This is a genomic window from Flavobacterium sp. TR2, assembly GCF_025252405.1.
Lineage (GTDB): Bacteria > Bacteroidota > Bacteroidia > Flavobacteriales > Flavobacteriaceae > Flavobacterium.
This window is the reverse complement of record NZ_CP104307.1, coordinates 1,922,184-1,943,989: the sequence shown is the minus strand read 5'-3', so window position 1 is coordinate 1,943,989 and position 21,806 is coordinate 1,922,184. Positions and strand designations below refer to the sequence as shown.

Annotated in this window: 21 protein-coding genes; 6 read left to right on the top strand and 15 right to left on the bottom strand. The window is 34.9% G+C overall.

Features of this window, described 5'->3' with window-relative positions:
• Positions 1-11: 11 nt before the first annotated feature.
• The 8 genes from N4T20_RS08810 to N4T20_RS08775 form a co-directional block, all read right to left on the bottom strand.
• Positions 12-1,322, bottom strand: coding sequence for an FtsW/RodA/SpoVE family cell cycle protein (locus N4T20_RS08810; RefSeq protein ID WP_260672662.1), 1,311 nt, complete (start codon positions 1,320-1,322; stop codon positions 12-14).
• Positions 1,323-1,405: 83 nt separating this feature from the next.
• Positions 1,406-2,737 carry a UDP-N-acetylmuramoyl-L-alanine--D-glutamate ligase gene (gene murD / locus N4T20_RS08805; RefSeq protein ID WP_260672661.1) on the bottom strand — a complete coding sequence of 444 codons (1,332 nt, stop codon included), beginning with the start codon at positions 2,735-2,737 and terminating at the stop codon, positions 1,406-1,408.
• Positions 2,738-3,970, bottom strand: coding sequence for a phospho-N-acetylmuramoyl-pentapeptide-transferase (mraY, locus tag N4T20_RS08800; protein ID WP_260672660.1), 1,233 nt, complete (start codon positions 3,968-3,970; stop codon positions 2,738-2,740).
• Positions 3,971-4,049: 79 nt separating this feature from the next.
• Positions 4,050-5,513, bottom strand: a complete 1,464-nt coding sequence (locus tag N4T20_RS08795; protein WP_260672659.1) for a UDP-N-acetylmuramoyl-L-alanyl-D-glutamate--2,6-diaminopimelate ligase — start codon at positions 5,511-5,513, stop codon at positions 4,050-4,052.
• Positions 5,510-7,516 (bottom strand): penicillin-binding protein, encoded by a 2,007-nt coding sequence (locus tag N4T20_RS08790; protein ID WP_260672658.1) that lies wholly within the window; start codon positions 7,514-7,516, stop codon positions 5,510-5,512. Before N4T20_RS08790 ends, N4T20_RS08795 begins: the two co-directional genes overlap by 4 nt.
• A complete protein-coding gene (locus tag N4T20_RS08785; protein ID WP_260672657.1) occupies positions 7,507-7,854 on the bottom strand; it encodes an FtsL-like putative cell division protein in 348 nt (115 codons plus the stop codon). The genes N4T20_RS08790 and N4T20_RS08785 overlap by 10 nt, the downstream gene beginning before the upstream one ends.
• 21 nt (positions 7,855-7,875) lie before the next feature.
• The gene (rsmH, locus tag N4T20_RS08780; RefSeq protein ID WP_260672656.1) at positions 7,876-8,784 is read right to left on the bottom strand and encodes a 16S rRNA (cytosine(1402)-N(4))-methyltransferase RsmH; all 909 of its coding nucleotides are present in this window, start codon (positions 8,782-8,784) and stop codon (positions 7,876-7,878) included.
• On the bottom strand, positions 8,759-9,232 hold the full coding sequence (locus tag N4T20_RS08775; RefSeq protein WP_035691746.1) for a division/cell wall cluster transcriptional repressor MraZ: 474 nt from the start codon (positions 9,230-9,232) through the stop codon (positions 8,759-8,761). The genes rsmH and N4T20_RS08775 overlap by 26 nt, the downstream gene beginning before the upstream one ends.
• Before the next feature lie 377 nt (positions 9,233-9,609).
• On the opposite strand from N4T20_RS08775, the gene N4T20_RS08770 reads away from it, so the two are divergent.
• The 3 genes from N4T20_RS08770 to N4T20_RS08760 all read left to right on the top strand — a co-directional run bounded on the left by N4T20_RS08770 (position 9,610) and on the right by N4T20_RS08760 (position 11,743).
• The gene (locus N4T20_RS08770; protein WP_260672655.1) at positions 9,610-10,374 is read left to right on the top strand and encodes an alpha/beta fold hydrolase; all 765 of its coding nucleotides are present in this window, start codon (positions 9,610-9,612) and stop codon (positions 10,372-10,374) included.
• A 43-nt stretch (positions 10,375-10,417) separates the two neighbouring features.
• Positions 10,418-11,038, top strand: a complete 621-nt coding sequence (gene yihA, locus N4T20_RS08765) for a ribosome biogenesis GTP-binding protein YihA/YsxC (RefSeq protein ID WP_260672654.1) — start codon at positions 10,418-10,420, stop codon at positions 11,036-11,038.
• A 549-nt stretch (positions 11,039-11,587) separates the two neighbouring features.
• Positions 11,588-11,743: a hypothetical protein gene (locus tag N4T20_RS08760; RefSeq protein ID WP_260672653.1), complete on the top strand. Its 156-nt coding sequence runs from the start codon at positions 11,588-11,590 to the stop codon at positions 11,741-11,743.
• A 151-nt stretch (positions 11,744-11,894) separates the two neighbouring features.
• On the opposite strand, the gene gldC is transcribed toward N4T20_RS08760, so the two are convergent.
• The gene (gene gldC / locus N4T20_RS08755; protein WP_008467164.1) at positions 11,895-12,227 is read right to left on the bottom strand and encodes a gliding motility protein GldC; all 333 of its coding nucleotides are present in this window, start codon (positions 12,225-12,227) and stop codon (positions 11,895-11,897) included.
• Positions 12,227-13,183, bottom strand: a complete 957-nt coding sequence (gene gldB / locus N4T20_RS08750) for a gliding motility lipoprotein GldB (RefSeq protein WP_260672652.1) — start codon at positions 13,181-13,183, stop codon at positions 12,227-12,229. The genes gldC and gldB overlap by 1 nt, the downstream gene beginning before the upstream one ends.
• 99 nt (positions 13,184-13,282) lie before the next feature.
• On the opposite strand from gldB, the gene nadE reads away from it, so the two are divergent.
• Both nadE and N4T20_RS08740 read left to right on the top strand, forming a co-directional pair.
• Positions 13,283-14,089 carry an NAD(+) synthase gene (gene nadE, locus N4T20_RS08745; protein WP_260672651.1) on the top strand — a complete coding sequence of 269 codons (807 nt, stop codon included), beginning with the start codon at positions 13,283-13,285 and terminating at the stop codon, positions 14,087-14,089.
• 92 nt (positions 14,090-14,181) lie between these two features.
• Positions 14,182-14,811, top strand: coding sequence for a response regulator transcription factor (locus N4T20_RS08740; protein ID WP_008467169.1), 630 nt, complete (start codon positions 14,182-14,184; stop codon positions 14,809-14,811).
• A gap of 92 nt (positions 14,812-14,903) precedes the next feature.
• Here the strand turns inward: N4T20_RS08740 and dnaG are convergent, their stop codons facing one another.
• The 5 genes from dnaG to N4T20_RS08715 form a co-directional block, all read right to left on the bottom strand.
• Positions 14,904-16,970 carry a DNA primase gene (gene dnaG / locus N4T20_RS08735; RefSeq protein ID WP_260672650.1) on the bottom strand — a complete coding sequence of 689 codons (2,067 nt, stop codon included), beginning with the start codon at positions 16,968-16,970 and terminating at the stop codon, positions 14,904-14,906.
• Between the two features lie 127 nt (positions 16,971-17,097).
• Entirely contained in the window at positions 17,098-18,189 is a 1,092-nt protein-coding gene (locus N4T20_RS08730; protein ID WP_260672649.1) for a hypothetical protein, read from the bottom strand.
• A gap of 33 nt (positions 18,190-18,222) precedes the next feature.
• A complete protein-coding gene (locus tag N4T20_RS08725) occupies positions 18,223-18,969 on the bottom strand; it encodes a hypothetical protein (protein ID WP_260672648.1) in 747 nt (248 codons plus the stop codon).
• Positions 18,956-19,516 (bottom strand): RNA polymerase sigma factor, encoded by a 561-nt coding sequence (locus N4T20_RS08720; RefSeq protein WP_260672647.1) that lies wholly within the window; start codon positions 19,514-19,516, stop codon positions 18,956-18,958. The genes N4T20_RS08725 and N4T20_RS08720 overlap by 14 nt, the downstream gene beginning before the upstream one ends.
• Before the next feature lie 199 nt (positions 19,517-19,715).
• A complete protein-coding gene (locus N4T20_RS08715; RefSeq protein WP_260672646.1) occupies positions 19,716-20,693 on the bottom strand; it encodes a polyprenyl synthetase family protein in 978 nt (325 codons plus the stop codon).
• Between the two features lie 160 nt (positions 20,694-20,853).
• On the opposite strand from N4T20_RS08715, the gene N4T20_RS08710 reads away from it, so the two are divergent.
• On the top strand, positions 20,854-21,714 hold the full coding sequence (locus tag N4T20_RS08710; protein WP_260672645.1) for a hypothetical protein: 861 nt from the start codon (positions 20,854-20,856) through the stop codon (positions 21,712-21,714).
• The last annotated feature ends 92 nt before the right edge of the window (positions 21,715-21,806 follow it).

Below are 21,806 nucleotides of genomic sequence, written 5' to 3'. Positions count from 1 at the left end.
ATATTTTAAATTTATTTGTTCAAAACCGCATTCATTGGGTTTCTCGAATTATCTTCTATCGAATAGGCTGGCTCTTCATCATATATCTCTTCAGGAATCACATCATCTTCTGCCAATTCTTTATCAATCAATCGCTGTAAAGCTTCTTTTCGTTTTTCTTTTTCTAATTTTTCTTCAGCGATTTCTTCTTCTTTTTTCGTCACGCTAATGATAATTCCAAGCCCAAGACAAGTCATCCAAATTGAACTTCCCCCACTACTAATCAGCGGAAGCGTTTGTCCTGTTACTGGCAATAATTCTACAGCAACCGCCATATTGATCATTGCCTGAAATATCATCGGAAATCCTACGCCAACGACGACTAATTTTCCAAATAAAGTAGGCGCTTTATGAGAAGCAATTACAAATCGGAACAAAAGCAATAAATAAAGAATCACTATCGAAACACCACCTACCAAACCATATTCTTCCACAATAATGGCATAAATAAAATCGGAAGAAGATTGTGGCAAAAAGTTCTTCTGAACACTTTTTCCCGGTCCCAAACCGCCTAGTTTTCCAGAGGCAATTGCAATTTTTGCTTTTTCAATCTGATAATCATCTTCATCGGGCTTATCCGTTGTAAAGTTCGTAATACGGCTTTCCCAAGTTGAAACCCTGCTAAAAAATCTTGACTCTGGAAAAGCTTTTGCCACCAAAAGGAAAAATGCCAACATTGCAATTCCTGAACCAATGATAAAAGCAATATATTTTAATGGATATTTTCCAATAAATGTCAACATTAAAACCATTGAAAAAATCAACGCTGTCGTCGAAAAGTTCGCTGGCAATATCAGCACTAATGTTATAAATACTGGAATCCAAAGCTGAATTAATGAAGTCTGAAAAGGCTCATTTTCTTCTTTTGTTTTTGATAAATAACGTGCCACATAAATAAACAAAACAATTGCTGCCAACGTGGAAGTCTGAAATGTGATCCCGATAAAGGGAACTTGAATCCAACGGCTTGCATTTGCTCCTGCAATTACGGTTCCTTTTAAAAGTGTGTAGATCAATAAAATCCAAACTACTGGAAGCGCAATTTTAGAAATTGCTCTAAAATAGTGATACGGAACGCGATGAACCCAATAAATAATCAAGAATCCGATACATATATGAGCCAAGTGTTTTACCAAATACCCCAACGTGTTCCCTGTACCATGACCTATATAAGCCAAATTACTACTCGCACTAAAAACAGGCATAAACGAAAACAAAGCCAATAAAGCCACAAATGACCATATTACTCTATCTCCTTTTAATTTGTTAACCAGCTCTTTCATAATTCTTTCAGTTTTGTTTCAGGTTTTCTTTGTTTCAAGTTTCAAGTTCCTCCTAACGTGAAACTTGAAACCTGAAACTATTTTTACAGGTTGTGAACCGCTTGTTTAAATTGTTTTCCACGATCTTCGTAGTTTTCGAATAAATCGAAACTCGCGCAAGCTGGAGACAATAAAACTACATCGCCTTTTTCTGTTAATCTTTGGGCAGTTTTTACTGCGTCATTCATATTGTTTACTTCAACCATAATATCAACAACGTTTCCAAAAGCATCGATAATTTTGCGGTTATCGATTCCTAGACAGATAATGGCTTTTACTTTTTCGCGAACCAATGACATCAATTCGTTGTAATCGTTTCCTTTATCTACACCTCCAACAATCCATACTGTTGGTGCATTCATACTATCTAAAGCAAAGAAAGTAGCGTTTACGTTTGTCGCTTTTGAATCGTTGATATATTGAACGTTTTGTATTTTTAATACTTTTTCTAAACGGTGCTCAACACCTTGGAAATTAGATAAACTTTCGCGGATTGTTGCATTTCTAATCTGCATCAATTTCGCCACAGAGCTTGCTGCCATCGCGTTTTTCATATTATGTTTTCCTTCTAACGCAATGTGTTCTGTATCCATTGTAAACTCTTCTTGGTTAATCTTTATTTCCATTTTGTTGTTATTTATAGAAGCCCCTTCATCAAATTTTTTCGTCAATGAAAAAGGAATTAGTTTTGCTTTTGTTTTGTTCTTTTTTAACCATTCTGTACTTGCTTCATCATCTGCATCGTAAATGAGATAATCATTTTCAGTCTGGTTCATCGTTATTCGGAACTTCGAATTGATATAATTTTCATATTTATATTCATATCGATCTAAATGGTCTGGACTAATATTGGTTATTATGGCAATATCGGGTCGATAATTTATTATTCCGTCTAACTGAAAACTGCTTAATTCAAGAACGTATGCATCGTATTTATTTTCTGCCACCTGCCAGGCAAAGCTTTTTCCGATATTTCCACCCAATCCTACATTCAATCCTGCGTATTTTAGCAAGTGGTGCGTCAGCATTGTGGTGGTTGTTTTACCATTACTTCCTGTAATTCCGATGGTCATTGCTTCTGTGTAAGGCATCGCAAATTCGATTTCCGAAATTACCTTTACTCCTGCCGCAACCAGCTTTTTTACTATCGGAGATTTATCTGGAATTCCTGGGCTTTTCATCACCACATCTGCATTTAGAATCAAATCTTCTGTATGCTGCTCCTCTTCCCAAGCTATTTTATTAATGATAAGAACTTCTTTATAACTTTCCTTTATTTTTCCAAAATCGGATACAAAAACATCATATCCTTGTTTCTTACCGAGAATCGCAGTTCCAACTCCGCTTTCTCCTCCTCCAAGTACAACTAGCCTCATCTATCTTAGTTTTAAAGTAATGATTGATAATATGGCTAACATTACAGCAACAATCCAGAAACGGGTTACGATTTTACTTTCGTGGTATCCTTTTTTCTGATAATGATGGTGAAGCGGCGACATCAGAAAAATTCTTCGTCCTTCACCAAAACGTTTTTTGGTATATTTAAAATAAGTTACCTGAATGATTACTGAGGCGCTTTCTGCCAAGAAAATTCCGCAGAAAAGAACAATTAATATTTCTTTACGAACCGCAATTGCCAGTACCGCAATGATTCCTCCAATGGTTAAACTTCCAGTATCTCCCATAAAAACAGAAGCCGGGTACGAATTATACCAAAGGAATCCGATAAGAGCTCCCACAAAGGCCGATATAAAGACCGTCATTTCTCCCGAATTGGGGATATACATGATGTTCAGATAATTTGAAAAAATAATATTACCAGAAACAAATGTGAATATCCCGAGCGCGAGGACGGATATTGCGGAGGTTCCCGCTGCGAGTCCATCGATCCCATCTGTTAAATTGGCTCCATTTGATACTGCAGTAATAATGAAAATTACCACTGGAATAAATATCAACCACGCCCATTTTTCATATCCATCACCCATAAAAGACAATACTTCGGCGTAATCAAATTCGTTGTTTTTCACGAAAGGAATTGTAGTTGCTGTAGATTTTTCTTCAACTCCCGCAGGCACAATAACTGTTGAATTTGCCGCAGTCTTAAATACATCTGTACGACCTGTATCTGTTCTAACGGTAACGGCAGGATTAAAATAAAGAACTGCGCCAACAATGATCCCAAGACCAACTTGACCAATAACTTTAAAAATCCCTTTTAACCCTTGCTTATCTTTTTTGAATATTTTGATGTAATCGTCAACAAAACCAATTGTTCCCATCCATAATGTCGTTACAATCAGCAAAACAATGTAAATATTATGCAGTCTAGCGAATAATAAAACTGGAACCAAAGTGGCAAAAATGATAATCAGTCCTCCCATTGTTGGCGTACCAGCTTTCTCATTCTGACCCGCAAGACCAAGTTCACGAACTGTTTCCCCTACTTGCTGGCGACGCAAAAAGTTAATTACCCTTTTACCATAAATAGTCGACAAAAGCAACGAAAGCATAAATGCCAAAGCTGATCTAAATGTGATGTACTGGAAAACCCCTGTTCCAGGAATGTCCAATGTTTTATCAAAATATTCAAATAAATAGTACAGCATATTTCTCTATTTTTAAATTCCAATTTTGAAATTCCAAATTCCAATCATTTTGGTGGTATTTGAACTTAATAATTGATTGTTATTTGTTTAATTGTTCTAAAATTTCTTTTACTGTTTCCATATCATCAAAATGATGACGAACACCATTTATCTCCTGATAAGTTTCGTGCCCTTTGCCTGCAATTAGAATAATATCTTTTGCTTGAGCCAATTGACAAGCGGTTTTGATGGCCTGCTTTCGATCAGTAATTCTTAGCATTTTTTTATAGTTGTGCGGCTCAACTCCTTGTTCCATTTCGTCCAAAATAACTTCTGGATCTTCATTTCTTGGATTATCCGATGTCAAGAGTGCTTTATCGCTTAAATCTGAAGCAATCTTAGCCATAATCGGGCGTTTTGTTTTATCACGATTTCCTCCGCAGCCAACAACAGTAATTAACTGCTCATTTTTGGTGCGAATATCGTTTATCGTTTTCAAAACATTTTCCAATGCATCTGGCGTATGCGCATAATCTACAACAGCTGTGATTCCACCATCTGACACGATATACTGAAAACGTCCCGAAACACTTTCTAAATCAGACAGTAAGCGCAACGCTTCAAGGCTATCAATTCCTAGTTCTACTGCCGTTCCGTAAATAGCTAAAACATTGTATGCGTTGAAGGTACCGATCAGCTTTACCCAAACTTCATTATCGTTAATTTTCAATAGCAGTCCAGACAATTGGCTTTCTAAAATCTGAGCTCTATAATCTGCGTAACATTTTAACGCATAAGTCAGCTTTTTTGCCACCGTATTCTGAAGCATTACAGAACCATTTTTGTCATCAATATTAGACAACACAAATGCTGATTTTGGAAGTGAGTCAAAAAACGATTTTTTAACATCTCTATATTCTGCAAATGTTGGGTGATAGTCTAAATGGTCATGAGAAAGATTCGTGAAAATTCCACCAACAAAATGCAAAGCTTCCGTACGCTTCTGATGAATTCCATGCGAGCTTACTTCCATAAAGCAATGTGTCACCCCTGCTTTAGCCATTTCATTTAAATAATGATTAATAGTCAAAGAATCTGGCGTTGTATGTGTTGCAGAATATTCCGTTTTATCTACTACGATTTTTACAGTAGACAATAACCCAACTTTAAAGCCTGCTTTTTCAAACAATTGGAACAATAATGAAGCAATCGTCGTTTTTCCATTCGTTCCCGTTACGCCAACTAATTTCAGTTTTGCAGATGGATCTCCAAAATAATTAGCCGCCATAAAAGCCAAAGCCGTGTTGGTATCTTTTACTTGAATATAGGTTACACCATCAATTGTATTTGCCGGAAGCGTATCGCAAATAATTGCTTTTGCCCCAAGCTGAATTGCTTTCTCAATATAATCATGTCCATCTGAAAGCGAACCTCGAATGGCTACAAAAACATCATTTGCTTCAATTTTACGTGAATCAAACTCGATTTTCTGAATAGCCGCATCTGTTGAACCTTTTACAGACTCAATAGCTACTTTATATAATATGTCTTTTAATACTTTCACGATAATTCTAATACAATTGTTGTGTTTTTTCTTATACTGGTTCCAGCTTGAATCGATTGATTTTTCACTTTCCCCATTCCATTTACTTTTACTTTCAAACCTAAGTTTTCCAGCAAAGCAATCGCGTCCATTCCAGGCATTCCTTTCAAATTAGGAATCTGATTAAGCTTTTTATTAGCTTCAGCTGTATATTTATCATAACTAGCATCCTGCTTTGGAATTCTAGTGTCTAATTTTTTAATTTTATTTGTCGAAGGCGCATCTGTAAAAATCTTTTGCGCAATTCTTTTAAAAACTGGTCCTGCAACGTCGGCTCCATAATAGTTATTCTTAGCCGTATTTGGTTTATGAACCACTACAATACAAGAATATTTTGGGTGGTCAGCTGGAAAATATCCCGCAAAAGAAGATGCATAATACATTCCCGCTCTTCCTGCATTCCCATAATTTACCATCGCCGTTCCAGTTTTTCCTGCCATAGAAAAATCTTTTGAATACAACTTAGAACCCGTCCCTTTTTTTACCACGTTTGCCAAAACCGCTTTCACTTTTTTAAGTGTTTCTGGCGAACAAACTTTTGGATTAATCACCTCTGTATCAAACTTTTTAATAGTTTTATTCCACTCTTTAATTTCTGATACAAATTGCGGTTTTACCATTACGCCATTATTTGCCACTGCGTTATACAGGGTTAGAGTCTGCATTGGCGTAACCGAAACGTTATATCCAAATGCCATCCACGGAAGCGTTGTCCCTGACCAATGTTTATCTCCTGGCTGCGGAATATAGGGCCTTCCTTCTCCTTTAAAATGCAATCCCAATGGCTTATTCAAGCCTAAGTCGTTAATATGATTTACAAATTTGGAAGGGTTGCTTTTGTAATTATCGTAAACCGCCTGAACCATTACTGTATTAGAAGAAAGCTCAAATCCGCGCGCTAAAGAAACTTTACCGTAACCCCCTTTATGCGAGTCACGAACGGCTCTTCCATAATATCTGATTTCCCCTCCTTGACTATTGTAAACTGTACTTGTATCTGCTACTTTATCTTCCAAAATCGCCATTAAATCGACCAATTTAAAAGTCGATCCCGGTTCGTGAGATTCAGCAACCGCGTAATTTGTCGTTTCGTAATAAGAACCATCTTCTGCTCTTCCTAAGTTTGAAATCGCTTTTATATAACCTGTTTCCGTTTCCATTACTACGACACAACCGTGGTCTGCTTGATAATCTTCCAACTGTTTCAGCAAAGCATGGTGCGCGATATCTTGAATAAAAACATCTATAGTCGAAATCACATCGTAACCATCAATAGGATCAACTTCGTTTACATCACGAATTGGCTTCCACTGTCCTTTTGCTATTTTTTGCTTTAAAATTTTACCGTCTTTTCCGTTCAGATAACTTTTAAAAGCCCATTCAATTCCTTTTCCTACTTCTATTCCAGTTGCTGGATCAATTCGGTCATAACCAATAGTTCTTTCAGCAATTTTTCCGATAGGGTGTTTTCTAACCGTTTCCTGCTCAATGATAATTCCGCCCTTAAAAGCTCCTAAATTGAACAATGGAAAACCTTTAATTTTCACATATTCAGTATAACTTAAATTGCGCGCAATCAAATAGTAACGATTTTTGTTTTCGCGCGCTTTTCGCAATTCTTTCTGAAAATAACTGCTTGGCTTATTTAAAACAGTTGCCAGAGAATCTGACAATGGTTTTACGTATTTCTCAAACGTTTCTGTTTTTGGCGCTTTAGCATCAAAACGAATCTCGTAATTCGGAATTGATGTTGCCAATAAACTGCCGTCAGCAGAATAAATGTTTCCTTTATTGGCCGGAATTACAAAGTTTCTTACGGTACGCTGTTTCGCCAGTTTTCTGTAATAATCACCCTGAACCCACTGAATATTGGTTAATTTAACGACAATAGCAATTGCCATCAAAAAGATGAAAACTGCTACGAGGTAAATTCTGTAGGATATATGTTTATCTTCTACTGCCATATTCTTTTAAAGAAACTTTTTTCTTCTTCTTTTTCAACTTCTATCTTCACTGGAGGAACTGTCGACGGGAAAATTTGTTTTTCTAACATTTTATCCGAAATAGTTGACTCCATTTTTAACTTCATCAATTCTGAACGTCGGTCAACAAATTCGGATCTCAGTTCTTTTACATCATTATTTAATTTCGCGATCTCAAAAACCTTCTGTTCGTATCGCTGTGTATTGGCAATCATCAAAATGGCCAGCAGAATTATAAAGACAATAAATCGCCAGTTTTTTACTGCATCTTCATGAATCAGGAATCTTGCTTTTAATATGCTAAATACGCCACTTTTCATTATTTCCTACCTTAATATATATTATAGCTTTTCTGCGACTCTTAATTTGGCACTTCTTGCCCTATTATTAATTTTGATTTCTTCATCATCTGGAACAATCAGTTTTCCGATAGTTTTGAACGGAACTGAAAAGTTTCCGTAGAAATCTCTTTCTGGCTCTCCTTCAAACATTCCGTTTTTAATGAACCTTTTCACCAAACGGTCTTCTAAAGAATGATAAGAGATTACTGAGAACCTTCCTCCTGGCTTTAAAACCTCCAATGACTGCTCAATAAATTCTTTTAGAACGTCCATTTCTTGGTTAACCTCAATTCTGATCGCTTGATAAATTTGAGCCAATACTTTGTTTCGAACTTTCTCTGGCAAAAACTTTTTCAGAACTTCTTTCAATTCTTCTGTTGTTTTGATCGGATAATCTCTTCTCGCTTCCACAATTGTTCTAGCCAGAACCGGCGCGTTTTTCAACTCCCCATAATCAAAAAAAACACGACGCAAATCCTGTTCTTCATATTCGTTAACCACCCGATAAGCATTTAAATCATTTCTTTGACTCATCCGCATATCCAACTCGGCATCAAATCTTGTTGAAAAACCTCTTTCAGGAACATCAAACTGATGTGATGAAACCCCTAAATCTGCCAAGATTCCATCTACCGATTTTACTCCGTGAAAACGTAAAAATCTTTTTATGAACCTAAAATTCTCATTTATCAGCGTAAACCTTTCATCTGGCAGTGCATTGGCAAGCGCGTCTTCGTCTTGATCAAATGCAAATAGCCTTCCGTTTGGCCCTAATCTTCTTAAAATCTCTTTTGAATGACCACCGCCTCCAAACGTAACATCTACATACACCCCGTCTGGCTTAATATTTAAACCATCTACTGTTGGATGAAGCAAAACCGGATTATGATATTCCATCTTCGTCGTCATTAATATTTCCCATTACTTCTTCGGCTAAATCTGCAAAATCCATATCTTCGCCGCTAATTGATTTCTCGTATAAATCTTTATCCCAAATCTCCACAATATTAACCGCAGATGAAAAAACCACATCTTTAGAAATGCTTGCAAACGTTACCAAATCTTTTGGAACAAGCAATCTCCCTAATGCATCAACCTCAACTACTTTAACACCAGCAGTAAACCTTCTAATGAAATCGTTGTTCTTTTTTACAAAGCGATTTAGCTTGTTGATTTTTTTCATCATCGCATCCCATTCTACCATAGGATACAATTCTAAACACGGCTGAAAAACAGAACGCTTCAAAACAAATCCGTCTTGAAGAGAGGCTGTCAACTGCTTTTTCAAAGGGGCAGGCATCATTAGCCTTCCTTTAGCATCGACTTTACACTCATATGTTCCAACAATTGTGTTCAAAAAAACTAGTTAACATGTTATACAGCAAAAATATAAAAAATATTACCACATTTTACCACTTTATACCACTTTGTTAATAAGTTTAACCACTTTACTACCACTTTCTATAATTCACATTCAATCAATACCTTAACTATTAATTAACAGAATCTTAAATACATTATTCATTCAAAAAAATTATGCTATAATTTTCTTAAAAAATTGATTATTATGCATATTTATTAACATTTGAATATTTCCGCAAAAAACCGTTTAATTACTGATTTTTAACGATTTACAAGTTCTACTCAAATTATCTAGTTAAAAAATGGCATCAAAAATTCATTTTTGTTTAATTAACCCTATATTTGTCGAAATTGAAATTGGCATTACATTAGATGGACAAACACTATAAAAAAGAAGGCAAATACAGCTATTTTGAAGCTGGCGAAGGAACTCCAATCGTTATTCTACACGGTTTAATGGGAGGTCTAAGTAACTTTGATGGTGTAGCACAATATTTCCCAACAAAAGGATATAAAGTTGTTATTCCAGATTTGCCAATATATACTCAAAGTATTTTAAAAACGAACGTAAAAAGTTTTGCGAAATACGTAAAAGACTTTATCACTTTTAAAGGGTTTGACAAAGTTATTCTTCTTGGAAATTCTCTTGGAGGACATATTGCTTTATACCACACAAAACTTTATCCTGAAAAAGTTGCCGGACTTGTAATTACCGGAAGCTCTGGGCTTTACGAAAGCGCAATGGGAGACAGCTACCCAAGAAGAGGCGATTATGAATACATTAAAAAGAAAGCCGAAGATGTATTTTATGACCCAAAAATTGCAACTCCCGAATTGATTGATGAAGTGTACGCAACAGCTAACGACCGCATCAAATTAATTAAAACTTTGACTATTGCAAAAAGTGCGATTCGCCATAATATGGCTAAAGATTTGCCAAAAATGGACGTTCAAACTTGCATTATTTGGGGTAAAAATGATTCTGTAACGCCTCCAAATGTAGCAGAAGAATTCCATAAATTACTGCCAAACTCTGATTTGTATTGGATTGACAAATGCGGACACGCAGCAATGATGGAACACCCTCAGGAATTTAATGAGGTCCTTGAAAAATGGCTTACTGAAAAGAATTTATAGCCATGAAAAATTTACTTTTTAGGAGGTTTTAAAACGAAGGAATATGAAAATTAACACCGCCGAATTTATTGTCAGCAATTCTGACGCATCAAAATGTCCGAAGGAATTTTTGCCGGAATATGCTTTTATAGGAAGATCAAACGTAGGCAAGTCGTCTTTGATCAATATGCTTACCAACAATAAAAATTTAGCCAAAACATCTGGAAAACCAGGAAAAACTCAATTAATAAATCACTTTAAAATCAACAACAATTGGTTTTTGGTCGATTTACCGGGTTACGGTTACGCTAAAGTTTCAAAGAAAACAAAATCAATTTTTCAAAAGTTCATTACAGATTATTTCGAGAACAGAGAACAATTAGTTTGCGCTTTTGTTTTAATTGATATTCGCCACGAAGCACAAAATATCGACATCGAATTTATGTCTTATATGGGCGAAAGCGAAATTCCGTTCTGCATTATTTTTACAAAAGCAGATAAAATAAGCAAAACAAAAATAGATTCGCATATAGCAGCTTACAAAAAACAGATGTTTGCGAACAACTGGGCCGAAATGCCACAGTATTTCATAACCTCATCTACAGAAGCAATCGGAAAAGAAGAGCTTTTGTCTTATATCGATCAAGTGAATCAGGAAGTTTTTAAAAACAATTCAGAATTTTAAAATTTAAATTCTAACTTTAAAAACACATAATAACTTAAATCCCAAATTCCAGCAACAAACTTGGAATTTGGGATTTTTTTATTGAAATTTCTCATTGATCCTTTTCTTGCTTTTTCTCCTGAAATTTAAGGATCTCCATTCTTTATAAATCAAAAATTGATACAGAATATAGAAAAGAGAATTAAAAAACCAGAAATCGAGCACAAATGGCTCTGTAAAAATTATCGACTCGCTATTGCCCGACAAAAAAATGCCCGCACTGCTTGTCACATAAATAATGAGTCCGTTGCAGAAATAGAAATAATTATGTTTATCGGTTTTTAAATTAGACACAATAAAATAGACCGCATAAAACAGCAAAGGGACAGAAGTTATAGTTATTTCCACCAGATTAAACTCCCAATAAAGCACAGGCTCCATATAGTATTGATACCCTAAAAAAAGTAATACCGAAATAAATACAGCCAATATAATCTGCTTTAATATTTTACTTGAAAAGCTTTTATAAAAAAAGACGCTAAGCGTAATAAACTGAAAAATAAAATAATAATGCGAAAGGAAGAAATTGGAATTGGGATAAAGAAATCCGATAATATGGCAAAGCAATTCTACACCAAACAGCAAAACCAAATAAACCGTAACAATTTGATACAATTCATCTCTGTTCCTGCAGGTAACAGCAAATCTTATCGCATTGGCAAGTAAAAAAAATAATCCGACAAGACTTACAACAAAAGGAAACAGCATATCACTTGGTTTACCTAGACAATTTACAATAAAAAACAAAGAATCCCAAACTCCTTCCGAAGTCTCGGAATTAAGATTGGGATTTAAAATTTTTATATTGAAGTTCCTCTTACTTTGTAAGCTCGAGTTTTTCTGCAAAGTAATCACAGAAATCTTTCATCGTATCAGACATCTTTTCGTCATCTGTTGCACGTTTAAAAGTATCTGACATCGCCACTAAAGTCTGGTGGAAGAAAATTTTCATTTCGTCTACCGGCATATCTTTGGTCCACAAATCAATACGCATGGTTTCTTTTGCTTTGCTGTCCCAAATTGACAGCATAATCGCTTTTGCTTCTTCAGCTTGAACTCCACCATCTTGCGCGCTCCATGTTAATTTTTCAGGAACACGGTTTTCGTCCAATTCTATATTAAATTTAATCTCTGAGTTTATATTTGCCATTATTTCTTAGGTTTATATTTTGATTTTTCGAAGATTTCTTTTGGCTCAAGTTTAAACAATTCAGCCAAAGAAACATCACTATTATTTTTCATATAAGAACGCACCATCTGCCAGCCAATCCAAGCTCCCACTCGCCCTGGCGAATCGTTATCTATTTCTAAAAAGAATTTAGAAAAAGGTGCTGGAGCTATAAATCGCGCTCTCAACTTTGGGTCGTCGCTATAAAGCATTTCATTTTCTATAAAATAACGCCACATATAGGCTTCATTTTCTTCACACCATTTGATCTGCTCTGGAGTATATCCTATTTTTTCGGCATCGGTGTATTCTGGAATCAACAAATCTTTTGCATAAAGCTGTTTTCCTTCAAAAACCATTTGAGCAACTAAACTTTTGTCTATCGAATTTGGAATATTTCTATAAGAAAAACTTGAAACCACATCTGGCATAATCTGTCTTTCTTCAAAATTCTGCTTCAAATAATTTGGAAACTCATAAAATTTATGCTCTTTTCCTAAATACAATTCTAAAGCCACAACTACAAGACTATCTGCATAAATCGATTTTGCATTATAGTCCATCTCTCCAATAACTGTAATTACTTTAGGAATCTTAGTTTTAGGAAAATAATATTTTACGTGCTGAAAAAGTTCATTAAACTCTTTACGAACAGGCTCAAAGTTGCTGTATTTTTTCTGAACTTCTTCATAAACTTCTCTCCAGATCGGATCATTCATTTTCTGAATCCAGACATTATCATCGTTACCAGGAAAGAAAAACGGATATTGTTTTTTTACTTTTGCAAGATCTTGGGGCTTGGTTTCAAAAAACACTTTATCAAATCGTTCTACTTTAATATCAACAAGAATTTCTTCGACTTCTTTTTCAACCTTACTTTTTTGGTTGCAAGACAAAAAAAACAGGCATAGAACCACTGCAAAGCGATATATTTTCATTTTATTTTAATTAGATTTGTGTTATCAGAATTTTAAGCAGTTGCATACTCAAAATAATTCTGCAAATATACATCCCTGCATCTTAAAACTTAAACTATTATGGCTAAAAAAAGCACAATTCAGACAGAAAAAGTAAATACGCACATTGTAGAGTGGTTAAAAAATTATGCTACTAATGCAAAAGTAAATGGTTTTGTAATTGGAATCTCTGGCGGTGTAGATTCTGCAGTAACTTCGACTTTATGCGCACAGACCGGACTGAAAGTTTTATGTGTAGAAATGCCTATTCATCAGGCAGAAAGCCAAGTTTCGAGAGGAAGAGAGCATATTGACCAGCTTAAAAAACGCTTTCCAAATGTTGCTGATGTTAAGACCGATTTGACAGAAACTTTTGAATCTTTTAAAAGTGCCGTACCTGCAACAGACGATGCTGCGAAAGTAAATTTAGCTTTAGCCAACACGCGTGCACGCATTAGAATGACTTCTTTATATTATTTGGCCGGAATTCATGGTTTGCTTGTTGCCGGAACTGGAAATAAAGTTGAAGATTTTGGCGTAGGTTTTTACACAAAATATGGAGATGGCGGCGTAGATTTAAGTCCGATTGCCGATTTAATGAAATCTGACGTATACGCTTTAGGAGAATTTTTGCAAATTCCACAATCTATTTTAACAGCTGCTCCTACCGACGGATTATTTGGCGACAATCGTACCGATGAAGACCAATTGGGCGCAAGTTATGATGAATTGGAATGGGCGATGTTAGCCGCGGAGTCAGGAAATACGGCATCTGACTTTGAAGGGAGAGAAAAATCTGTCTTTGAAATTTATAAAAGACTAAACACCAACAACAAGCATAAAATGGACCCAATTCCAGTCTGTTTAATACCAAAAACGTTAAAATAACACATTTTAACATTCTCTGCGAGTTATTACAGAATTTATTTATTAATTTTACCGTTCCAAAAACATGAACAATTCTAAAAAAGGTAAAAATTATGATTAAAGTATGTCTAGCAGACAATCATCCTGTGACGCACTTTGGCGTTAAGTCTTATTTCAAAGACCACGATCAAATTTCAATTGTTGCCAATGTCGGCAATTTTTCAATGGTTAGAGATATTCTTCAAACGAAGGAGATCGATATTTTAATTCTAGATTTAGAGTTAGAAGGTCTTTCGAGCATCTTTGAAATTAAATCTATCCTGAAAAACTTCCCAAAAACAAAAATTGTTATTTTCAGTGATCTTGCAGAGCAAATGTATGCTCCAAATGCAATTAAAGCAGGAGTTTCTGGGTATGTGCACAAAACAGAAAAACTTGAAACATTAGGTCATTCTATTATTAAAGTACACGAAGGAAAAATTATCATCAACGAAACAGTACGTAAAAACATGGCACTTATTGCTAAACAAAGCAAAAGTGAGCGTCTGTACAGAAAACTTTCTAACCGCGAAATCGAAGTTTTACGTTATTTAAGTGATGGTAAGAAAAACAACGAAATCTCTAAAATCTTAAATCTGAACGAAAAAACGATCAGTACCTACAAACTAAGATTATTAACTAAATTAAATGTTACTAATTTAGTTGACTTAGTAAACAAAGCTAAGACTTTAGAAATTATCTAATTACCGATCGACTACTTAGTTTAAGTACATCGAAACCTTATAAAAACTCTATCTTTTTTGATTTATCAGAATTAGATAGAGTTTTTCTCTTTTTAGTGATAAGGCACCACCACTCGGCCTAATTTCCTAGAAAAATTATTCAGCAGCTTATAATAATCGATAACCATACTCAGAATTTCCGAATTGTCCTCTTGCGGATTGGTTAAAAGAGAATTCTTTAATTCTGCAATAATTCTAGACACCAGATACCATCTCATGGAAAATATCGTTTCTGAGACATTCTGCTCTATAGTTTCACTTTTTTGCTTTGGAAAAATATTTTGTCCTTCCCAATTATGAATGGTCAATCTCTCGTCTTCCATTAAAATATTTGTCACTTCCTGAGCAAATTCTGGCTCTAAATGCATTAAATATTTATCGAGGCTAAAAGTTTCGTTTTGATTGTAAAAATTAATAATGTTATTGTAAATATTTTGAAACAAAACGTTTGACAGCTCTATTTCATCTTCCTGCAGACTTAAATATATTTTTTCAAATACTTTGTATTGTCTTCTTTCCGAAACTTCTTTTACATTTCCTTCTTCATCTGCCCTTAAGAAAACATCTTCAAAACTTTCGACAACGCCTCCATACAAAAGCAATACCTCAATAACCTTCCTTTCGAAACCATACAAAATATCTACTTTCTGATTTTGCTCCTGCGGATAATATCCCGGATCTCCTGGATAATCATCTGGCGGTCCTGTTCTCGGATCTTCTGGATCTCCACCCGAAAAAGTACCCGCTTGCGGAGGCTGGTTTCTAACCACCTCAAAAGGTTTTTGCTCCTGTTTTAGCTTTTTATTAGCATCGGCTATATCTTTTTGGATTAGCTGTGCCAAGGTACTCGTCAAAACCTGCTCCGAAATATCCATGATTCGGGCACATTCCTGAATATATACTTCACGCTGGATTCGATCCGGTATTTTAGAAATACTCGAGACCATATCACGAATCAAGTCAGCTTTTTTTATAGGGTCATTTTTAGCTTCGCCCATTAAAATCGAAGCTTTAAACTGTATAAAATCTTTGCTGTTGTTTTCTAGATACGCAACTAAATCATCATGCGAATTTTTTCGCGCAAAACTGTCAGGGTCTTCTCCATCAGGAAAAGAACAAACACGCACATTCATTCCTTCCTCTAGAATTAAATCAATTCCTCGAATAGAGGCGCGCAAACCAGCCGCATCTCCATCAAAAAGAACGGTGATATTTCGCGTCAGACGATTGATCAAACGAATTTGATCTGGGGTTAAAGCAGTTCCAGACGAAGCCACAACATTTTCGATTCCGGCTTGACTAAACTGGATCACATCGGTATAACCTTCTACTAAATAACAGTTGTTTTGCTTCGCTATAGATTGCTTGGCGTGATAAATTCCGTAAAGAACTTTACTTTTATGGTAAATGTCACTTTCTGGCGAATTCAGGTATTTCGCCGCTTTTTTATCATTGGTCAAAATACGTCCTCCAAAACCCAAAACGCGCCCCGACATACTTTGAATCGGAAACATTACTCTCCCTTTAAAACGGTCAAAAGGACGGTCTTCTCTTGGAATTGTCAGACCTGTGCTTTCCAGAAATTCTAGTTTGTATCCTTTTCCTAATGCTTCTTTGGTGAAAGCATCCCAAGTTTCTGGAGAATATCCTAAACTGAATTTTTTGATGGTTTCGTTGGTAAATCCTCTTTCTTTAAAGTAAGACAAACCAATTGCTTTACCTTCTTCAGAATTCACCAAGACATCCTGAAAATATTTGGCTGCAAATTCAGAAACCAAATACATACTTTCGCGAATGTCTGTATTTGCTTTTTCTGCTTCTGTCTGTTCGGTCTCTTCAATTTCGATATTGTATTTTTTAGCTAAATACCGAATGGCCTCTGGATAGGTAAACTGAGAATGCTCCATTAAAAATTTAACAGAGTTTCCTCCTTTTCCTGTACTAAAGTCTTTCCAAATTCCTTTTGCGGGCGATACCATGAACGATGGCGAGCGCTCATCTGAGAATGGACTCAATCCTTTAAAATTACTTCCTGCGCGTTTTAAATTGACAAAATCGCCAATAACCTCCTCTACTCGAGCAGTTTCAAAAACAGCATCAATGGTGGTTTGTGAAATCAAAGTGTATTAAATTTAAAAAGTTGAGAGCTTGCAAAAATACGCAAATCTTGTTGGAATTTTTATCATTTTAAATCAAAAAAAGCACCTCTCTCGAGATGCCCTTTACTAACTAAACTTAATTTTATTTTTAATTGAAATCAAAACGAATACCTAATGAAATATTGTTCTCGTCGATTGTATTATTTTTAAATATCGGATTCAAATCATATTTCAGATACAGACTTATTTCCTTGTACCCCACATATGAACTTAATCCGTAAATGAAATTATTTACATTATAATCTCCTTTTGTTTTTTGTGTGGTTTTATAGTCATTGTCTTCAAATTTTAAAATCTGTTTCGATTTTACATTTATTCCGGCATAACCCCCAAATCCCATTCTGAATCCTTTGTGCGTTCTAAAATATGGTTTCCCATCGTAATTCCCGTCTTTCGAAAAATCAAATTCTAAATGGACAGGAACTACTAAATATACATTTCTAAAACGAGATTCTTTTAAATGTATCGGATTTGTAATTAAATCTGTCTGATTGCCATTTACAACAAAACTGCGATTATCTGTCGGCCGAAGATTATTATACATCAATGAAAGTCCATATTTAGCGTGCAGCAAATTATTATCGTTTAGAATTCTTGAATTCAGAGTCAAACCCCACTCGTAAAAATGCGAACCTATAAAATCATAATTAGAATCTTGCAGTTTGCCATCAATCATTGTACTGTTTAAGCCCATTGCAAATACAAATTGAGAAGTTGTTCTTTTAGATTCTCTTTTCACTTTGTCATCTTGTCCGTTGTAAACTTTCATTGCAGGAATTTTTATTTCTGTCTGATGCGGTCTGATGGAATCATTGCTGCCGCCAATCAACAATATAGTCCCTCCTTTGTCTTTGTTGTAATCTACTTTTCCGTCAACTTTTTCCTGAACCAATTCCTGCAGCTTTTCCTGTTCAAGAGCTACTCTATTTTCAATATTGCGAGCCCTTTTTTCTGCAAAATCTTTCTTTTTCTTCTCTGCTTCTTCTTTAGTGATTGTTCCTTCTACCAATTGATTATTGACTTCATCGACTTCTTTCTTTAATGCCGCTTTCTCTTCATTTGTTATGTTCTCGATATTAACTGCAATTGCTTTTGCTTTCTTCTCGAAAGTTTCTTGCCCTACCATTTTTGTAACGAGCAGGAACACCAAGAGAAATAGATAAATTGTAAAATTTTTCATGATTACTTTTTTTTGATTGATTTGATTGATGATTTAATTTTTAACGTTTCGATTTTCAACGGCAACTTTAACCGTGTGATAACTTTTATTGATTTTTGCAATCATTTTTTCCCTAAAAGAAAGTTCCAATTCGCCGTCAACCTGATCTAACAAATCGTTAGAATTAATTTTGATTTTTGATTTTGGCTTCGTTCCATTTTCGGCTAGAATTTTATTTTCGGCTGTTTCTAATAATTGATCGACATTTTCATTTTTTGAAGTTTCTGCAATTTGAGTTTGATTGTTTACTGATTGTTTTTCGTGATTGTTTTTGATGATGATTGAAGACTCCGCTACTAGATTAGTTTTATTATGAATGGTTTTGTTTGAAATTTGCTCCGAAGCTTTGACATTAGCTCTTTCCTTTTTATTTACTGTCTCTTCTAAAGTCGTTTCAACTATTGAAGTTTCTGTTTTTACTGAGTCGATAGCCTTTAAGACAGGTTCTGCAACTGATTCTTTTTTTGTTTCAGTTTCTTTTTCTACAATTACCGTTTCTGGCGCTTTAACTGTTTTTTTATTTTGATTGAAAAACAAAGTTCCCACCAATAAAAATCCAATGAAGCTTGCAGCGATATACAGCCATTTTCTTTTAGATTTTTTAGAATTAAGCTTAATTGGCTCATTTTCTTCAGCTACAGCCAACATTGCATCCAATCGATCCCAGGCTTTGCTGCTTGGCTCAATTTTGCGTTGATTTAGTTTTTCACGGAAATCCTTTTCAAAATTATTCGGTTCCATTATCTTGTTTTTTTAAAATAGTAATTTGTGTTTGCAGCATTTTTCTAGCGTGCGATAATTGCGATTTTGATGTTCCTTCATTAATTCCAAGCATCTTGGCAATTTCATTGTGTTTGTAACCTTCAATCGCATATAAATTGAAAATCATTTTGTAGCCGTCTGGCAAAGCATCAATTAAATACTGAATCTGTTCTACCGTAAATTGGCTATCGATTTCATTAAAGCTTTCTTCTACAAAAAACTCGTCTTCGGCAAATTTTACTTTTTTCTGAACTCTTAAATACGAAATGCATTCGTTAACCATAATCCGTCGAATCCAGCCTTCAAAACTTCCTTTGTGTTCAAAGTTTTTCAGATTGGTAAATACCTTCATAAAAGCCGTTATCATTACATCTTCGGCCAACTGAATGTCTTTTATATATTGCCGACACACGCTTAACATTTTAGAAGAAAACTTACTGTAAATCTGCTGCTGTGCCTGACGATTATTCTCGACAGCCAGCTTTATGATTTTGGTTTCTTCTTGATGTAATGGTATAATTTTCATTAATAAGCGTTCGGTTTTGGTTTTAGAAACAGACTTCTATTAGCATAGACGATTGTCGATTTAAAATGGTTGCATGAGGTTATGAAAAATTTCAAAAAAAAAATCCAAATTCCAACAGCAAGAAATATATGACTGATTTACAATAGAGTAAATCAATCATCGAATTAAAAATTTTTACGATTGTCTAATTAAAAAAAGATTATTTTTTTCTTTCAATAACATAATTTACCATTAAGGTAAGCGCTGCTTTGAACTCAGAATCTGGATAATTTTCTAGAAGAGAAAGTGCTTCCTGCTGGAATTGCACCATTTTGTTTTCGGCGTAAGCCAATCCATTATTATTTTTTACAAAAGCAATAACTTCTTTTACTCGTTTTTTGTCTTTGTTGTGGTTTTTGATGGAGTTTATCAGCCACTTTTTTTCTTGTGGAGTACAAGTATTTAAAACATGAATTAAAGGCAGCGTCATTTTCTGTTCCTTAATATCGATTCCTGTTGGTTTTCCGATCGCTTCTTCGCTGTAATCAAATAAATCATCTTTGATTTGAAACGCCATACCGATCAATTCGCCAAACTTGCGCATATTTTCTACCTGAACATCATCTTCTATTACAGCTTTCGCGCCAAGCGCACAACAGGCCGCAATAAGTGTCGCTGTTTTCTTTCTGATGATTTCGTAGTAAACGTCTTCAGTAATATCAAGCCGTCTTGCTTTTTCTATTTGAAGCAATTCGCCTTCACTCATTTCACGAACAGCAACAGAGATGATTCTTAGCAGATCGAAATCGCCATTGTCAATAGAAAGCAACAAACCTTTAGACAATAAATAGTCTCCAACCAAGACTGCAATTTTGTTTTTCCAAAGCGCATTGATAGAGAAAAATCCGCGGCGGCGATTACTATCGTCTACGACGTCATCGTGCACTAAAGTTGCGGTGTGAATAAGCTCAATTACCGAAGCTCCTCGATACGTTCTCTCGTTTACAGTACCGCCAGAAACCATTTTTGCAGTGAGAAAAACAAACATCGGACGCATCTGTTTTCCCTTACGGTTTACAATATAATAAGTGATTCTGTTTAATAACGCAACCTTAGAGGTCATCGATTCATGGAACTTTTTCTCGAAAAGTTCCATCTCGTTAAAAATAGGCTGCTTTATTTGAGACGTAATATTCATTTAGACTCCAAATATACTATTTTAAATAAAAATACGTTGTGTATTTTAGGTTAGGATTGTAATATTTTATGTCTTGCCTTGAAAAAAAACACCAAAAATACCTCTAACTAATACTAATTTGAATTCATTAACTAGAAAAAGAACCTAAAACTATTTATTTATGAAAGCAAAATTTTTATTAATTAGTACTTGTATTAGTATGTCTTTTTTCATCGGCTGTAGTTCTGATGAAAAAACAAATGACGGATCAGGAGCTGCGATTACCAACCAAGAAATTATAGCCAATTCGAAAATCGATGCTTCTGTAGAGGATGTAACCAACATTGCTGAAGATCAGTTTAGCTCTCAGCTTAATGTAAATTCAAAACCAGGCGGACCAATAAAAAATTTTCTCCCAAGCTGCGCCACGATTACTACAGTTCTAACCAATAACACTTGGACAAAGACAGTAGATTTTGGTGCTGAAGGCTGTACGCTTAACAACGGAAATACAGTAAAAGGAAAAATGGTTGTTTCTTTTTCAAATGATTTCACTTCTTCCACACAAACCATCAGCTATACTTTTGAAGGATTTTATCATAATGGCAAAAAAATCCAAGGAAGCAAAACTATCGTAAGAACTATTAAAGAAACTGATTTATTGGTAACACCGCATCCTGTTTTGACAGCTTCAATTGACCTGACAATTACTTTTGATGATGGCGGAGTTTATACTAGAAAAGGAACTTTGACTAAAGAAATGACTTCTGGTTATGACACTTGGTTTGACTGGGATGATAATGTTTTTGTGGTTACTGGAAGCGGTTCTACAACTTTCCCTAACGGAGATACTTTTTCAGCAGAAATCACTACACCTTTAGAATTTAAAGCTGCATGTAAAAAATCTATTGCAGTAAAAGGAATTGTTTCTATTACTAAAAATGGCGCTACGGCTACTATAGATTATGGAAACGGAGAATGCGACACTCTTGCAACAGTAACAAAAGACGGAGTTACAGAAGAAATAGATTTGAAAAAATAGCATCCTTTTTGTCCAAGAAAAAAGCATTAGAAACAAGGCTTATACCTTGCTTTTAATGCTTTTTTTATTTTCCGATTCCCTAAAATAGACTG

Coding starts and splice junctions, on each gene's coding strand:
- rsmH (WP_260672656.1), bottom strand. CDS start 8,784: ATGACGACGAAGATGGAATATCATAATCCGGTTTTGCTTCATCCAACA.
- mraY (WP_260672660.1), bottom strand. CDS start 3,970: ATGCTGTACTATTTATTTGAATATTTTGATAAAACATTGGACATTCCT.
- gldC (WP_008467164.1), bottom strand. CDS start 12,227: ATGGCAAATATAAACTCAGAGATTAAATTTAATATAGAATTGGACGAA.
- gldB (WP_260672652.1), bottom strand. CDS start 13,183: ATGAAAATATATCGCTTTGCAGTGGTTCTATGCCTGTTTTTTTTGTCT.
- N4T20_RS08715 (WP_260672646.1), bottom strand. CDS start 20,693: ATGAATATTACGTCTCAAATAAAGCAGCCTATTTTTAACGAGATGGAA.
- yihA (WP_260672654.1), top strand. CDS start 10,418: ATGAAAATTAACACCGCCGAATTTATTGTCAGCAATTCTGACGCATCA.
- N4T20_RS08770 (WP_260672655.1), top strand. CDS start 9,610: ATGGACAAACACTATAAAAAAGAAGGCAAATACAGCTATTTTGAAGCT.
- nadE (WP_260672651.1), top strand. CDS start 13,283: ATGGCTAAAAAAAGCACAATTCAGACAGAAAAAGTAAATACGCACATT.
- N4T20_RS08730 (WP_260672649.1), bottom strand. CDS start 18,189: ATGAAAAATTTTACAATTTATCTATTTCTCTTGGTGTTCCTGCTCGTT.
- murD (WP_260672661.1), bottom strand. CDS start 2,737: ATGAGGCTAGTTGTACTTGGAGGAGGAGAAAGCGGAGTTGGAACTGCG.
- N4T20_RS08725 (WP_260672648.1), bottom strand. CDS start 18,969: ATGGAACCGAATAATTTTGAAAAGGATTTCCGTGAAAAACTAAATCAA.
- N4T20_RS08740 (WP_008467169.1), top strand. CDS start 14,182: ATGATTAAAGTATGTCTAGCAGACAATCATCCTGTGACGCACTTTGGC.
- N4T20_RS08810 (WP_260672662.1), bottom strand. CDS start 1,322: ATGAAAGAGCTGGTTAACAAATTAAAAGGAGATAGAGTAATATGGTCA.
- N4T20_RS08760 (WP_260672653.1), top strand. CDS start 11,588: ATGCGAAAGGAAGAAATTGGAATTGGGATAAAGAAATCCGATAATATG.
- N4T20_RS08785 (WP_260672657.1), bottom strand. CDS start 7,854: ATGAAAAGTGGCGTATTTAGCATATTAAAAGCAAGATTCCTGATTCAT.
- N4T20_RS08710 (WP_260672645.1), top strand. CDS start 20,854: ATGAAAGCAAAATTTTTATTAATTAGTACTTGTATTAGTATGTCTTTT.
- N4T20_RS08720 (WP_260672647.1), bottom strand. CDS start 19,516: ATGAAAATTATACCATTACATCAAGAAGAAACCAAAATCATAAAGCTG.
- N4T20_RS08790 (WP_260672658.1), bottom strand. CDS start 7,516: ATGGCAGTAGAAGATAAACATATATCCTACAGAATTTACCTCGTAGCA.